The sequence below is a fragment of the Clostridium novyi NT genome, assembly GCF_000014125.1.
In the GTDB taxonomy this organism is placed as follows: Bacteria; Bacillota; Clostridia; order Clostridiales; family Clostridiaceae; genus Clostridium_H; species Clostridium_H novyi.
The window spans coordinates 2475204-2490474 of record NC_008593.1 but is presented as its reverse complement, the minus strand read 5'-3'; the positions used below and the strand labels follow the sequence as shown (position 1 = coordinate 2490474).

Genomic DNA, 15271 nt, shown 5'->3' with positions numbered 1-15271 from the left:
AGAAACGAATTAATAAGATTAGAAATAATCTAAACCTAGACACTAATGAAAATTAGTAGATGATGATAGATCAAGCTACAAAGGGCGCACGGTGAATGCCCTGGCACTAGGAGCCGATGAAGGACGTGATAAGCTGCGATAAGCTACATGTAGGCGCACATAGCCTGTGATATGTAGATTTCCGAATGGGGAAACCCATCTAGCTTTGCTAGATACTGTATACTGAATATATAGGTATATGGAGGTACACCTGGGGAACTGAAACATCTAAGTACCCAGAGGAAGAGAAAGAAAATTCGATTCCCTAAGTAGCGGCGAGCGAAAGGGGAAGAGCCCAAACCAGGAACTTGTTCCTGGGGTTGCGGATAGATCACAACGCTTTGATTTCTTTAGTTGAAGAGAGCTGGAAGGCTCCGCCATAGAAGGTAATAGCCCTGTAAGCGAAAAGGAAAGAAAAGTAGATCTACTCCAGAGTACCACGAGACACGTGAAACCTTGTGGGAAGCTGGGAGGACCATCTCCCAAGGCTAAATACTACCTAGTGACCGATAGTGAAGCAGTACCGTGAGGGAAAGGTGAAAAGAACCCCGGGAGGGGAGTGAAATAGAATCTGAAACCGTGTGCCTACAATCGGTCGGAGCACATTAAAGTGTGACGGCGTACTTTTTGTAGAACGGGCCAGCGAGTTACGATGTGCAGCAAGGTTAAGCACTTATGGTGTGGAGCCGAAGGGAAACCGAGTCTGAACAGGGCAACTAGTTGCATATTGTAGACCCGAAACCGGGTGACCTATCCATGGCCAGGATGAAGCGGAAGTAAAATTCCGTGGAGGTCCGAACCACGTTGGCGTTGAAAAGCCATGGGATGAGCTGTGGATAGCGGAGAAATTCCAATCGAACTCGGAGATAGCTGGTTCTCCTCGAAATAGCTTTAGGGCTAGCGTCGGGTAATTAAGTAGTGGAGGTAGAGCACTGAATGGGCTAGGGGCTGACAACAGTTACTGAACCCTATCAAACTCCGAATGCCATATACTTGTACCCCGGCAGTCAGACTACGAATGATAAGATCCGTGGTCAAAAGGGAAACAGCCCAGACCATCAGCTAAGGTCCCAAAGTGTAAGTTAAGTGGGAAAGGATGTGGGATTTCTAAGACAACTAGGATGTTGGCTTAGAAGCAGCCACTCATTTAAAGAGTGCGTAATAGCTCACTAGTCGAGAGATCCTGCGCCGAAGATGTAACGGGGCTCAAACTTACCACCGAAGCTATGGATGTATACTTTGTATACGTGGTAGAGGAGCTTTCTGTACAGGTTGAAGCCATACCGTAAGGAGTGGTGGACAGTACAGAAGTGAGAATGCTGGCATAAGTAGCGAAAAACAAGTGAGAATCTTGTTGACCGAATATCTAAGGTTTCCTGGGGAAGGCTCGTCCTCCCAGGGTTAGTCGGGACCTAAGCCAAGGCCGAAAGGCGTAGGTGATGGACAACTGGTTGATATTCCAGTACCACCATAATGCGTTTGACAAATGGGATGACGCAGGAGGATAGGATGTGCGCACTATTGGATGTGCGTCTAAGCACTTAGGGTGTTAAGTAGGTAAATCCGCTTAACATTAAGCCTGAGGTGTGATGGGGAGTCATTTTTGACGAAGTATCTGATTTCACGCTGCCAAGAAAAGTCTCTATGGAGCAAAATGGTGCCCGTACCGCAAACCGACACAGGTAGATGAGGAGAGAATCCTAAGGTCGTCGGAAGAATTACTGCTAAGGAACTCGGCAAATTGACCCCGTAACTTAGGGAGAAGGGGTGCCTACGAGAGTAGGCCGCAGTGAATAGGCTCAAGCAACTGTTTATCAAAAACACAGGTCTCTGCTAAAGCGTAAGCTGATGTATAGGGGCTGACGCCTGCCCGGTGCTGGAAGGTTAAGGGGAATAGTTAGCGTAAGCGAAGCTATGAACTTAAGCCCCAGTAAACGGCGGCCGTAACTATAACGGTCCTAAGGTAGCGAAATTCCTTGTCGGGTAAGTTCCGACCCGCACGAATGGCGTAATGATTTGAGCACTGTCTCGGCAGTAAATCCGGTGAAATTGTAGTGCAAGTGAAGATGCTTGCTACCCGCGGTTGGACGGAAAGACCCCGTAGAGCTTTACTGTAGCTTAGCATTGAATTTCGGTATTGTCTGTACAGGATAGGTGGGAGACTTAGAAGCCAGGGCGTCAGCTTTGGTGGAGTCATCCTTGGGATACCACCCTGATAGTACTGGAATTCTAACTGGAGGCCATGAATCTGGTCACAGGACATTGCTAGGTGGGCAGTTTGACTGGGGCGGTCGCCTCCTAAAAGGTAACGGAGGCGCCCAAAGGTTCCCTCAGCGCGGTCGGAAATCGCGCGTAGAGTGCAAAGGCAGAAGGGAGCCTGACTGCGACACATACAGGTGGAGCAGGGACGAAAGTCGGGCTTAGTGATCCGGTGGTTCTGTATGGAAGGGCCATCGCTCAACGGATAAAAGCTACCTCGGGGATAACAGGCTGATCTCCCCCAAGAGTCCACATCGACGGGGAGGTTTGGCACCTCGATGTCGGCTCGTCGCATCCTGGGGCTGTAGTCGGTCCCAAGGGTTGGGCTGTTCGCCCATTAAAGCGGCACGCGAGCTGGGTTCAGAACGTCGTGAGACAGTTCGGTCCCTATCCGCCGTGGGCGTAGGAAATTTGAGAGGAGCTGTCCTTAGTACGAGAGGACCGGGATGGACCAACCTCTGGTGCACCAGTTGTTCCGCCAGGAGCACAGCTGGGTAGCTATGTTGGGAAGGGATAAACGCTGAAAGCATCTAAGCGTGAAGCCCACCTCAAGATTAGATTTCCCATAGCGTAAGCTAGTAAGACCCCTGAAAGACTATCAGGTTGATAGGTTGGAGGTGTAAGTACAGTAATGTATTTAGCTGACCAATACTAATAGGTCGAGGGCTTGATCAAATAATTATTATCACTGTGCAATTTTGAAAGAACAATCTGGTGATTATGGCTTGAAGGTAACACCCGTTCCCATACCGAACACGATGGTTAAGCTTCAAAGCGCCGATGGTACTGCACTGGAGACGGTGTGGAAGAGTAGGTCGTCGCCAGGTAAATATGATTCACTAGCTCAGTCGGTAGAGCACATGACTTTTAATCATGTTGTCCGGGGTTCGATTCCCCGGTGGATCACCAAAAGACGCATCTTTAATTAAGATGCGTCTTTTTTATATAAAAAAATATAATATAATAAATAATATTGTATTATAGGAGGGGAACAATGGACGAAGCACAAGAAGTACTTGAAACTACCGTAAAAACCATAACTATCCTTGGAAGAAGAGTTAGTATAGATACCTTAAAGTACATAGGCATAGGAATAGCAATATTTCTAATGTTTTTAGTATTAAGAAAGTTAATAACAAAACTTATATTAAAAATATCTATAAAAATAAGTAAAAGAACAAAGACGCAATTAAATGTAAAGATAACTGAAGCTTTTCAAGAGCCATTAGGTGTATTCTTTATTGTTATGGGTATATATTTTGCCATATTATATCTAGGAAAAGCATTTTCATATAACTTAGATAGCAATACTCTTTTAAATAGATTGTTAAATTCTTCAGTTATAGCATTAACAAGTTGGGGTTTTTGTAACTTAACAGCAGAATATTCATGGTTATATGATAGATTGTCTGGAAAATTAAATTCTAAATTAGATAAAATAGTATTTTCATTTTTAGCAAGGATAATGAAGTTTATCATAATTAGCTTTACTGTAATTATGATACTAAGCGAATGGGGATACAATGTAAATGGATTTTTAACTGGAGTTGGAATTGGTGGTGCTGCCATAGCTTTTGCTGCTAAAGATGCACTTGCCAATATAATTGCAGGCTTCATGATTATATTAGACAAACCGTTTTCTATTGGGGATTATATAAGAACTCCTAATGTAGAAGGTATTGTTGAGGACATTAACTTTAGAAGTACAAAGGTTAGAGCATTAGATAAAAGTATAATAATTGAACCAAACTCAACTATAGCAAATGGTACAATATTCAACTTAACTAGAAGAAAATCTAGAAAAATATATTTTACAATAGGACTTTCATATAGCACAACTAAAGAGCAAATAGAAATGTGTTTAACTGAAATTAGAAAAGTACTTATTAATAATAAAAATATAAGAAATGAAAATTTATATGTGAATTTTCATGAGTTTGCAGATAGTAGCTTAAATATAGTTATAAATTGTCTTACTAATACAGCAGAATATGCAAAGTATTTAAAAATAAAAGAAGATATAAACTTTCAAATATTAGAGATTGTGGATAGGGTGGGAACATCAATGGCATTTCCAAGTACTAGTATTTATTTTGAAAATCCTTTAGTAAAGGAAGACAAGGAAAAAGACAATTACAACAGCTTAGACAATGATAATATTGAAGAAAAAAATAATGCTAAAGAAATTAATACTGAAGAAACTAGTGAAAATAATAAATAACAATTGATAAAATGAGAATATAGTATATATAGTTTAAGACTTGATGAGTTTCATCAAGTCTTTTTTTAATAAAATAAGTCTTTACTTAAAACATAATGTAGTTTTATGGTAAAATTGTAGATATACATAAAAGTGAGGGGATAACATGAAAAGAGTAAAAGTTGTTTTATTATCTATATTAGTGCTACTTACATTTTCGGCATGTAAAAATAAAAACATAGATAATAAAAATGAAATAGTTTCTAAAAAAGTAGAAGCAAATGCGGCTATGAAAGCATTAGAAAAAGCTAAAACTAATGAAGATATTGAAAAATTAGAGACGGATTCTAAGGAAAAGGAAAAAATACAAGAAGCTAAAGAGGGTAAACAGTTAGAGAAAGAAAATAAAAATGAACAATCTAAAGAAATAAAAGAAGATAAAACTTTAGATAAAGCATCAAAAGTAAAAAATTCAAAAAATGTAATAGTGTTAGATCCTGGTCATGCAAGCAGGGGAGATTCAAATAAAGAACCAGTATCTCCAAATTCATCTGTTAAAAAAGCAAGACAAACAAGCGGTGCAGATGGAGTTGTAACAAAAACACCAGAGTATAAAGTAAACATGGATGTAGCGGTAAAATTAAAAAAATATTTAGAGCAAAAAGGTTTTACTGTTATTATGACGAAAACTGATAATAATAAGACTATGAGTAATATTGAAAGGGCAAAGGTTGGTAACAATGTAAATGCAGCTCTTGTTATAAGAATTCATGCAGATTCTTCAGAAAGTAAGTCTACAAACGGTGCATCAATGTTAATACCATCAAATGGTGGTAGTACAAAAGCTATATACAATCAAAGTAGAGTTTATGGAGAAAAGTTAATAAGCACATTAACAAGAGAAGTTGGAATGAAAAATAGAGGTGTTATAGAAAGAAAAGATTTAACAGGATTTAACTGGTCTACTGTTCCTGTTGTATTAGTTGAAATGGGATTTTTGTCAAATCCAGAAGAAGATAAAAAGTTAAGTACAGATTCCTATAAAGATAAGATAGCTAAATCACTTGCAAATGGAGTAAGTGAAATATTTAAATAAATTAAAAGAAACCGTGAGTAATTCAGGGGGGAGTTATCTACACGGTTTCTTTCATTTCGGGTTTATTTACATTATGTACAGTTACGAAAAAAATATACACTAAATCAAAATAAAAATTTTAAATTCATAATAAAATTTAAGCAGGAGGGATAGTGTGGATAATAAAGAACTATTAAAAAAACTAACTTTAGCTCATGCTCCAAGTAGTAGAGAGGATAAGTTATATTCATTAATAAAAGATAATTTTAGTGAATTTGGCAAAGTTACAATAGATGAAATGAACAATATTATAGTTCATAAAAAAGGCACTAAAAAAGGTAGCATAATGATAATGGCTCATGCAGACGAAATCTTTCTAATTGTAAATGACATATTAGAAAATGGTACTTTAAAATTTAAAGGTGTTGGAGTTGATCCCAAGGCAATAGTAGGTAGAGAAGTTACAATACACGGAAAAGAAGATATACTTGGAGTTATAAATACAAGTAAAGATACGGATAAGGCAGTTACAGCAGATGATTTAGCTATTGAAACAGGGTATTCAAAAGAGAATATAGAAAAAATAGTTCGTATAGGAGACTTTGTAACTATAAATGGAAAGTTTGTAGAGCTTTTAAACAATGAAATTGCCTGCAAGACTATAGATAATAGAGGAAGCATTGTTTCTATGTATCAGTGTGCAAAGGAACTTCAAAATATAGAACATGATTTAGATGTTTATTTTGTATGCTCATGTCAAGAGGAGGTTGGACATAGAGGGGCCAAAATGGTAACTTATAATTTAAATCCTGACATTGGAATAGCAATAGATACAACCTTTGATAGTGGTGCCCTTGGTACTCATGATAGAGAAAATGTAATAGGCAATGGACCTGTAATATGTCATGGACCAAATCTTCATCATAAGTTAAATAAAAAAATTATAGAAATAGGCGACAAATATAAAATACCTTATGGAGTAGAAGTTGAGCCAGGAAATACAGGAACAGATGCATGGGATATACAAGTTACAAGAGAAGGAGTACCCAGTATGCTTGTATCAATTCCAATAAAATATATGCATACTCCAGTGGAACTTGTAAGTATGGATGATATAAATAATACTGGAAAGATTATTGCAAAATTAATAGAAAACTTAAAAAGTGATGATTTGGAGGAATTATTATGCTTCTAGAAAAACTTTGTAATTCAGTGGCACTTCCTTCTTATGAAGATGAAGTTAGAGACTTAATAAAGAATTCAATAAAAGATTTTGTTGACGAAATAAAAGTTGATAGAATGGGCAATATAGTAGCTCATAAAAAAGGTAATGGTAAAACTGTAATACTAGATGCCTACATGGATGAGGTTGGATTTATTATTACTGCATTTAATGATGATGGAACATTAAAATTCACAACACTTGGAAGTGTAGATGAAAAATCTATTCCATGTAAAGATGTTATAATAGGTGATAAAAGAATTAATGGTGTTATAGGATTTAAGGCAATTCATCTTCAAGGAAAAAAAGAAAGAGAAGAAAATATTGATATTGAAAAATTATCTATAGATATTGGAGCAAAATCAAAAGAACAAGCTAAAAAATATGTATCTATAGGAGATTACGTATCATTTACAAGTAAGTTTTCAAAGCTTGGAAATAAACTTGTAAAAGGAAAGGCACTTGATAGCAGAATTCCATGTTATATATTAATAGAACTTTTAAAGGAAAATTATAATGCTGATATATATGCTATATTCTCCGTTCAAAAGCAAGTTGGAAATAGAGGGGCTATTGTATCTTCATATAATAAAAAAAGTGATATTACAATTGTTTTTGAAGGTGGATTAAGTAAGAATAATGATAATGTAATAGATAAAGGGCCTTCATTATCAAGAATAGATGGTAATGTTGTTTGCAATAATGATGTTATTAATGATATAAAGACTATTGGACAAAAAGAAAGCATACCATATGAAATAAAAAATAATAAAAATAAGGGAAATAGCGGAGATTCTTATGTAGAAAATGGTTCAAAGCTTGTTACAGTATCAGTTCCATGTAAATACATGAATTCTGCAATTTCAGTTTCTTCAATAGATGACATTGAAAATACCATAAAATTAATTAGGGGATATTTAAAATCTTTATAATTAAATTGGAGGAGTTATTTTGGAAAAGTGGCAATTTTACTTTATGATAGGTAGTGGAATTTATTTATTATTATTAGGAATAACTATGGTAATAAAAAAGGGGTTATCAAGAGGTATTGGGGTATACAATGTTTTAGTTGGTATATTATCAATAGTTGGAGCGGTAGTTGCAAAGTCTAAAGGTGATTCTAGTGGAAAGATTTTTTCAGTATTTACAGTAGTGTTAGTAGTATCTTTCCTAATGTTCGCTATTTTAAAAGGTGCTATGAAAAAAAGATAATTATTGAAAAGGGTGATTAAGTTATGGATAAATTAATAGAAAGTTTAATAGATTCATTTGGGGTTAGCACTAAAGAAAATAAATTAAAGAGCATAATAAAAGAACAAATAAATTTAATACAAGAAAATAAAAAGGTAAATATAGATGTATTAGAAGATGATATGGGTAATTTAATTGCTAAAATGGGAAATGGCAAGGAGAAACTTATGCTATGTACTCATATGGATAATACAGGACTTATGGCAACTGAAATAGATGATAGAGGATTTGTTAAGGTAATTCCTATAGGAGATGTAAATTTAAAAAATATTTCAGGAAGCTTTTTTAAGACTGAAGATGGAAAAGTTGCAAGAATAGGATTTTTAAAGGAAGATTCATCTAAAGATAACTTATTTGTAGACTTTGGAGTTTCAAACAAAGAAGCTGCAAAATCAAAAATAGCTGAAGGGGAAGCACTTGAAATTTTAGGACAAAAGATAGAGGTTGAAAATAAAATAATAGCACCTAATATTCATAGTAGAATAGCATGTTATGTACTTCTTAAAGTAATGGAAAACATGGATATTTATAAAGTGGATAAGGAAATCTTATTTGTTTTCTCTGTTCAAAAGGAATTAGGGTTTAAGGGTGCAAAAATATCAGCTGTTAATATAAAACCAAATACAGCAATAGTATTAGATTCAATGGAGTCAGGTGATAACAAAGGTGGAGATTTAAAAATATCTCTAGAAAATGGACCTGTTTTATCTGTTTTTGATAGAAGTCTTGTAATTCATCATAAGGTTAAAGAACTTATAGAAACTTCAGCAGAAGATTTAGGAATAAAGCTTCAATATAGTATAGGTATGGGACAAAATGAAGGTGGACTTATACATAAAGAAGTTGGAGGAATAAAAACTGGAATGATAGCATTACCTTGTAGATATATGAATACTTCAGGTGAGATGATGTCATTAAAAGATGTACAAGAGACTATTGATCTATTAGGAAAAATCATAACTAAATAATAAAGATATGAATAATATATAATATTATATTAGAGTATGATGTAAAACATCAAATTAAAATATTTTAAGATTATAAAAAAGAAGCCTTAAAGACTATAAAGTTTTTAAGACTTCTTTTAATTTTAACCAATCATTTTCATACATTGCTTTAAATTCATCATTCTTATTGTAAGTTAGTGCAGATGGGTGATACATAGGGAATACATATCTTTTTAAAGATTCATTATAATAAAGATTTCCGTGGCAATCACCTATGCTTTTAAATTCTGTAAGTCTTTTTAATGGAACATTACCTAAAGTAATGATTATTTTAGGATTTACAAGATTTATCTCATCATCTAAAACTTCACGAAATAAATTAACTTCAGAAACCTTTGGAGGTCTATTACTTACAGTAACTCTACCAGTTTTCCCTGTTTTCCTTTTAATAGGACGAAAAAAGCAAGTGTTAGTTATTCTTATATTACTTCGATCAAGTCCAATAGACTTTAGATAGTTACTAAAAGTTTCCCCTGCCATTCCTACAAAAGGTTTCCCTTGTTCCACTTCATTTTTACCAGGAGCTTCTCCAACAAACAAAATATCACTTGGTATAGGACCATCTCCAGTTATAAAGCCACCAGTTTCATCAGAGTTATATTCTTCAACTATTTTTTCTATTCTAAGTTTTAATTCATCATTAATGTTTATATTAAAAACCTCCTTTGTGAAAATAATGTTATGGTTATTATACACTTTTTTTATTGAAAATAATAATATAAGCATCAGTAATTAACATATAGGTTAAATTAAAAGTGTTTAAAAAATATTCATCAAAACTGTTATAATATAATTTATAGGAAAGAAAGGGGGCGTGCAGATGGATATATTAGATAATATGGGAAATTTAAAAGTAGCAAGTTGTGTAAGCATTATGGAACCTAAGGTTATGGAATACAAAGAAGGAGAAAGTTTAACGCTTTCATTTCCTGTTCTAGAGAAATATTTAAATCCACTAAAGTGTATGCAAGGAGGATTTATAACAGCTGCATTTGACAATACATTTGGGATATTTTTTATAATGGAAAGTGGAGGAGAAGCACTAACTACAATAGATATTTCAACCAGTTATCACAGACCTATATTCTTAGGAGATGAACTTATAATTACAGTATACATAAAGCAAATGGGAAATACTATAGTTCATATGTATGGAGAAGCACATAATAAAGAAAACAAGCTAATTGCAACAGGAAATACTAATATAATGCGTATCCAAAATAGGATTAACAATTAAAACTTTGATATAGGGCTATATGCGCTATATCTTTTTTATATAAAATTTGCAAAGGGTATTGACTAAAAATAACTAGTGTATTAATATATTAATACACTAGTTAAATGTTACGCACATCAAAAGCTTTTGGAGGAAAAATATGAATATAAAATTTGATGAGAAAATTCCTATATATGTTCAAGTTATGGATATTATAAAAAAGGATATTATTTCAGGTAAGTTAAAAAAGGGTGATAAGTTATCATCCGTAAGAGACTTATCAGAGAAATTAAAGGTAAATCCTAATACAGTACAAAGGGCATATAAGGAACTTGAACGGGAAAATCTAGCGTATACCCAAAGAGGTATGGGAACTTTTATAGTTGAAGATGTGGATATAATTAATGATTTAAAAAGGAATACGGCAAAGGATATTATGAAAAAATTTATTGAGAGTATGAGAAGTTTAGGCTTTGAAGATGAAGAAATAATAGATCTCGTAATAAAAAGTTTAAAGGGGGAAAAGTAAAGTTGGATATTATATTAGAAACTAAAGATTTATGTAAAAATTATTTTAACAAGAAAGCTTTAGATAATTTTAATTTAACATTAGAAAAGGGAAAAGTTTTTGGATTACTTGGACCTAATGGAAGTGGTAAAACAACATTTATAAAAATTGCAACTGGGCTTTTAAGACAATCTAGTGGAGAAATCTTAATAGATGGAAATAAGCCAGGTGTTAAAACTAAAGAAATAGTATCATATCTTCCAGATAAAAATTATTTGTATAAATGGATGAAGATAAGTGATGCAATAGAATTATTTAAGGATTTTTATAAGGACTTTGATGAGAATAAGTGTAATGAGCTTTTAGAGTTTATGAAGCTTGATAGAAGTTTAAAGGTAACAGCATTATCAAAGGGTATGCTTGAAAAGTTAAATCTTACTTTAGTGTTATCTAGAAAAGCTAAACTTTATATATTAGATGAGCCTTTAGCGGCAGTAGATCCTGTTGCAAGAGAGCAAATATTAGATGCTATTATAAAAAATTATAATGAAGATAGTTCTATGATTATAACAACGCATCTTGTACATGATATAGAAAGAATTTTTGATGATATTGCATTTATAAAGGATGGAAGTATAGTGCTTCAAGGAAATGCTGAAGATTTAAGATGTCAAAAGGGTAAATCCGTTGATGAATTATTTAGGGAGGTATTTCAATAATGGGGAAGTTAATTAAATATGAGTTAAAAGGAAATTATAAAACATTTTGTGCTTTGTTTGCTATAATTATATTATTACAAGGATTATTTTTAACAAGAATAGGACATTGGAAGTCTGGTTCTATTATAGGTATTACAGTACTCGTAAATACTATTTTATTTATAACTGTATTAATTTTTGTCGAAAAATCTTTTGCAAATGAAATATATGAAGATAGAGGATATTTAACATTTACTTTACCTGTAAGTGGATATAAGGTATTAGGTTCAAAAATTATAATTGGAGTGTTATGGTTTTTAATTTCAGGATTTATAAGTTTTATTTCATTTAAAACTATAATAAATGCTTTAAGCGGAGAAGATTTAATTAAGATTCTAAGTTCAAGAATAGATATAAAACAATTCGTATTAATTGGGATAATATATGCTATCATTGTATTAATAATGTTATTGCTTACAATATATTTTTCTATAACATTAACAAGAGTTGCTTATAAGGGAAAGAAGATAAGTGGATTTATAGGATTTATAGTATTCATAGTTTTAAACTTTGTAATAAGCTATATATCATATAAAGTTGGAGATGTTTTTCCTCATGAGATGAAAATTTCATTGGACATGGTAAATTCATTAGGTTCAACTGGAATTATAAATGATGGAACTGTAACTATTACACCAGAATATTTCACAATAAATATTGCAAGAAGTATATATATGTTAGTTGTTTATATAGGAATGTTCTTTGGAACAGGATATTTATTAGAAAATAAAATGAATATATAGATTTTTAAACTTAATAAATAAGATTAGTAGAACTGCTGGTTTTTATCAGCAGTTTTTTGTTTACATAAAAAATTTTTGTGAAAAATATACATATGGTAATATAGTAATAGTAGGGGGATGAGGTGTTGAATGAGGAATATAATAAATCAGATGCTTTAGTTAAGATTGTTTCATTATGTATTATTTATTTTGTAATTGCTAGTATCTTAATGCAAATTCTTATTAACTTCTTAGGAAAAAATATATTTAATATAGAAGATAATTATGATATGTATTCTAAAGTTACTAAATACCTTTTAAACACAGAAACAGGTACACTATATATTAAAGTATTAGAATCAATTGGTATATTTCTAACTTTGATGTTGTTAATTAGAATTTTTGATAACAAAGGTATTAAGGATATAAGGTTTTTTCAAGGTGTTAATAGAGGGAGAAACATATTAATTGGCTTAGGATTAGGAGCTTTATCAATAACCGCGGTGTTTTTAACTTTAATCTGGACTGGAGAAATAACTCTTAAAAATTCATTGAAGTATCCAAGTATAGATAAGAGTATTTTTTTAGGTGTTATAGTTTTTATTCTAGTGGCAGTAAATGAAGAAGTTTTATGTAGGGGATATATTTTAAATACATTAGACATTAAGAATAAACCTGTAAGGGCATCTATAATATCTTCTTGTTTGTTTTCTATAATGCATACATTAAATCCAAATGTAAAAGTTATGGGACTTATTAATATATTCTTAATAGGAATGTTGTTTTCTTATATGTATATAAAGACGAAAAATCTTTGGATGTCGATTGGATATCATATAACTTGGAACTATTTTCAGGGAAATGTTTTCGGATTTCCTGTCAGCGGACAAAGTCAATTTCATTCTATTTATTTAATTAAATATATTCATGAAAATATAATAACAGGTGGAAAGTTTGGACCAGAAGCAGGAATTTTAGTAACTTTAATTATAGGAATAAACTTTATTATAGTGTGGAAGTTTATAAATTGTAAAAAATAAAAGCATATACTTTGCCTGGAGTATCAATATAAACAAAAGTTAATAATAAGTAGTAATTAAGAGAATACTAGTTATAAATTAATAAAATGATATTTAATGAAAAACATAATGTGACTTATTTTGATAAGATAGTCCATGTCGTCACGAGAGACGGCAAGAAATCAAGTAAACAATTAAAGAATTTAAGTAATTTGAGAAAATTAAAAAATTCAAAAAGTTGTTGACAAAGAGATTTCAAATTGATATAATTAACTAGCTGTCAAGAGATGGCGAAAGAAAATGGTCTTTGAAAATTAAACAGAATATAGGTAATAAACCAGTCAATAAATTTGAGTAAGATTAAACTTTTAAATTGAGAGTTTGATCCTGGCTCAGGACGAACGCTGGCGGCGTGCCTAACACATGCAAGTCGAGCGATGAAGCTTCCTTCGGGAAGTGGATTAGCGGCGGACGGGTGAGTAACACGTGGGTAACCTGCCTCAAAGAGTGGGATAGCCTCCCGAAAGGGAGATTAATACCGCATAACATTATTTTACGGCATCGTAGAATAATCAAAGGAGCAATCCGCTTTGAGATGGACCCGCGGCGCATTAGCTAGTTGGTGAGGTAACGGCTCACCAAGGCAACGATGCGTAGCCGACCTGAGAGGGTGATCGGCCACATTGGAACTGAGACACGGTCCAGACTCCTACGGGAGGCAGCAGTGGGGAATATTGCGCAATGGGGGAAACCCTGACGCAGCAACGCCGCGTGAGTGATGAAGGTTTTCGGATCGTAAAACTCTGTCATTAGGGACGATAATGACGGTACCTAATGAGGAAGCCACGGCTAACTACGTGCCAGCAGCCGCGGTAATACGTAGGTGGCAAGCGTTGTCCGGATTTACTGGGCGTAAAGAGTATGTAGGTGGGCATTTAAGTCAGATGTGAAATTCCCGGGCTTAACCTGGGAGCTGCATTTGATACTGGGTGTCTAGAGTGCAGGAGAGGAAAGTGGAATTCCTAGTGTAGCGGTGAAATGCGTAGAGATTAGGAAGAACACCAGTGGCGAAGGCGACTTTCTGGACTGTAACTGACACTGAGATACGAAAGCGTGGGTAGCAAACAGGATTAGATACCCTGGTAGTCCACGCCGTAAACGATGAATACTAGGTGTCGGGGGGTACCACCCTCGGTGCCGCAGCAAACGCATTAAGTATTCCGCCTGGGGAGTACGGTCGCAAGATTAAAACTCAAAGGAATTGACGGGGACCCGCACAAGCAGCGGAGCATGTGGTTTAATTCGAAGCAACGCGAAGAACCTTACCTAGACTTGACATCTCCTGAATTACTCGTAACTGAGGAAGTCCCTTCGGGGACAGGAAGACAGGTGGTGCATGGTTGTCGTCAGCTCGTGTCGTGAGATGTTGGGTTAAGTCCCGCAACGAGCGCAACCCTTATTGTTAGTTGCTACTATTAAGTTAAGCACTCTAACGAGACTGCCGCGGTTAACGTGGAGGAAGGTGGGGATGACGTCAAATCATCATGCCCCTTATGTCTAGGGCTACACACGTGCTACAATGGCTGGTACAACGAGCAGCAATCCCGCGAGGGGGAGCAAAACTTGAAAGCCAGTCCCAGTTCGGATTGTAGGCTGAAACTCGCCTACATGAAGTTGGAGTTGCTAGTAATCGCGAATCAGCATGTCGCGGTGAATACGTTCCCGGGTCTTGTACACACCGCCCGTCACACCATGAGAGCCGGTAACACCCGAAGCCCGTGAGGTAACCGTAAGGAGCCAGCGGTCGAAGGTGGGATTGGTGATTGGGGTGAAGTCGTAACAAGGTAGCCGTAGGAGAACCTGCGGCTGGATCACCTCCTTTCTAGGGAGAATGGAAGCAAAGCTTCCAGACTGGAAACCTGATTCTGTTTAATTTTGAAAGACTAAGTCTTTCAAGAAATTGTTCTTTGAAAATTGCACAGTGATAAAGAAACG

Annotated in this window: 12 protein-coding genes, 1 tRNA gene and 3 rRNA genes; 15 read left to right on the top strand and 1 reads right to left on the bottom strand. The window is 34.5% G+C overall.

From position 1 onward, the window contains the following. Positions 1-68 precede the first annotated feature (68 nt). The 9 genes from NT01CX_RS11595 (at position 69) to NT01CX_RS11555 (ending at position 9014) form a co-directional block, all read left to right on the top strand. Positions 69-2973: ribosomal RNA gene (locus NT01CX_RS11595) — 23S ribosomal RNA — on the top strand. A 35-nt stretch (positions 2974-3008) separates the two neighbouring features. Further along, a 5S ribosomal RNA gene (gene rrf, locus NT01CX_RS11590) occupies positions 3009-3125 on the top strand. Positions 3126-3131: 6 nt separating this feature from the next. Further along, positions 3132-3207 (top strand) — tRNA-Lys (locus NT01CX_RS11585). A gap of 85 nt (positions 3208-3292) precedes the next feature. Further along, positions 3293-4519, top strand: coding sequence for a mechanosensitive ion channel family protein (locus tag NT01CX_RS11580; RefSeq protein WP_011723227.1), 1227 nt, complete (start codon positions 3293-3295; stop codon positions 4517-4519). Positions 4520-4664: 145 nt separating this feature from the next. Next, complete coding sequence (locus tag NT01CX_RS11575; protein ID WP_011723226.1) at positions 4665-5594, top strand: N-acetylmuramoyl-L-alanine amidase family protein; 930 nt, start codon at positions 4665-4667, stop codon at positions 5592-5594. A gap of 154 nt (positions 5595-5748) precedes the next feature. After that, on the top strand, positions 5749-6768 hold the full coding sequence (locus tag NT01CX_RS11570; protein ID WP_011723225.1) for a M20/M25/M40 family metallo-hydrolase: 1020 nt from the start codon (positions 5749-5751) through the stop codon (positions 6766-6768). After that, positions 6759-7727 (top strand): M42 family metallopeptidase, encoded by a 969-nt coding sequence (locus tag NT01CX_RS11565; RefSeq protein ID WP_011723224.1) that lies wholly within the window; start codon positions 6759-6761, stop codon positions 7725-7727. Before NT01CX_RS11570 ends, NT01CX_RS11565 begins: the two co-directional genes overlap by 10 nt. Positions 7728-7746: 19 nt before the next feature. Continuing rightward, positions 7747-8007 (top strand): hypothetical protein, encoded by a 261-nt coding sequence (locus tag NT01CX_RS11560; protein ID WP_039227151.1) that lies wholly within the window; start codon positions 7747-7749, stop codon positions 8005-8007. 23 nt (positions 8008-8030) lie between these two features. Further along, a complete protein-coding gene (locus NT01CX_RS11555) occupies positions 8031-9014 on the top strand; it encodes a peptidase M42 (protein ID WP_011723222.1) in 984 nt (327 codons plus the stop codon). A gap of 93 nt (positions 9015-9107) precedes the next feature. Here NT01CX_RS11555 and NT01CX_RS11550 read toward each other — a convergent pair whose 3' ends face one another. Then, positions 9108-9704, bottom strand: coding sequence for a uracil-DNA glycosylase (locus NT01CX_RS11550; protein WP_141639529.1), 597 nt, complete (start codon positions 9702-9704; stop codon positions 9108-9110). A gap of 169 nt (positions 9705-9873) precedes the next feature. Here NT01CX_RS11550 and NT01CX_RS11545 point away from each other — a divergent pair, with 169 nt between their 5' ends. From NT01CX_RS11545 to NT01CX_RS11520, 6 genes are all read left to right on the top strand, one after another. After that, positions 9874-10290: a PaaI family thioesterase gene (locus NT01CX_RS11545; RefSeq protein WP_011723220.1), complete on the top strand. Its 417-nt coding sequence runs from the start codon at positions 9874-9876 to the stop codon at positions 10288-10290. Between the two features lie 139 nt (positions 10291-10429). Then, positions 10430-10798, top strand: a complete 369-nt coding sequence (locus NT01CX_RS11540) for a GntR family transcriptional regulator (protein WP_011723219.1) — start codon at positions 10430-10432, stop codon at positions 10796-10798. A gap of 2 nt (positions 10799-10800) precedes the next feature. Beyond that, positions 10801-11496, top strand: a complete 696-nt coding sequence (locus NT01CX_RS11535) for an ABC transporter ATP-binding protein (protein ID WP_011723218.1) — start codon at positions 10801-10803, stop codon at positions 11494-11496. Continuing rightward, on the top strand, positions 11496-12278 hold the full coding sequence (locus tag NT01CX_RS11530; protein ID WP_011723217.1) for an ABC transporter permease: 783 nt from the start codon (positions 11496-11498) through the stop codon (positions 12276-12278). Before NT01CX_RS11535 ends, NT01CX_RS11530 begins: the two co-directional genes overlap by 1 nt. Before the next feature lie 122 nt (positions 12279-12400). Further along, a complete protein-coding gene (locus NT01CX_RS11525; RefSeq protein ID WP_011723216.1) occupies positions 12401-13297 on the top strand; it encodes a CPBP family intramembrane glutamic endopeptidase in 897 nt (298 codons plus the stop codon). A gap of 348 nt (positions 13298-13645) precedes the next feature. Then, positions 13646-15158, top strand: a 16S ribosomal RNA gene (locus NT01CX_RS11520). Positions 15159-15271 lie beyond the last annotated feature (113 nt).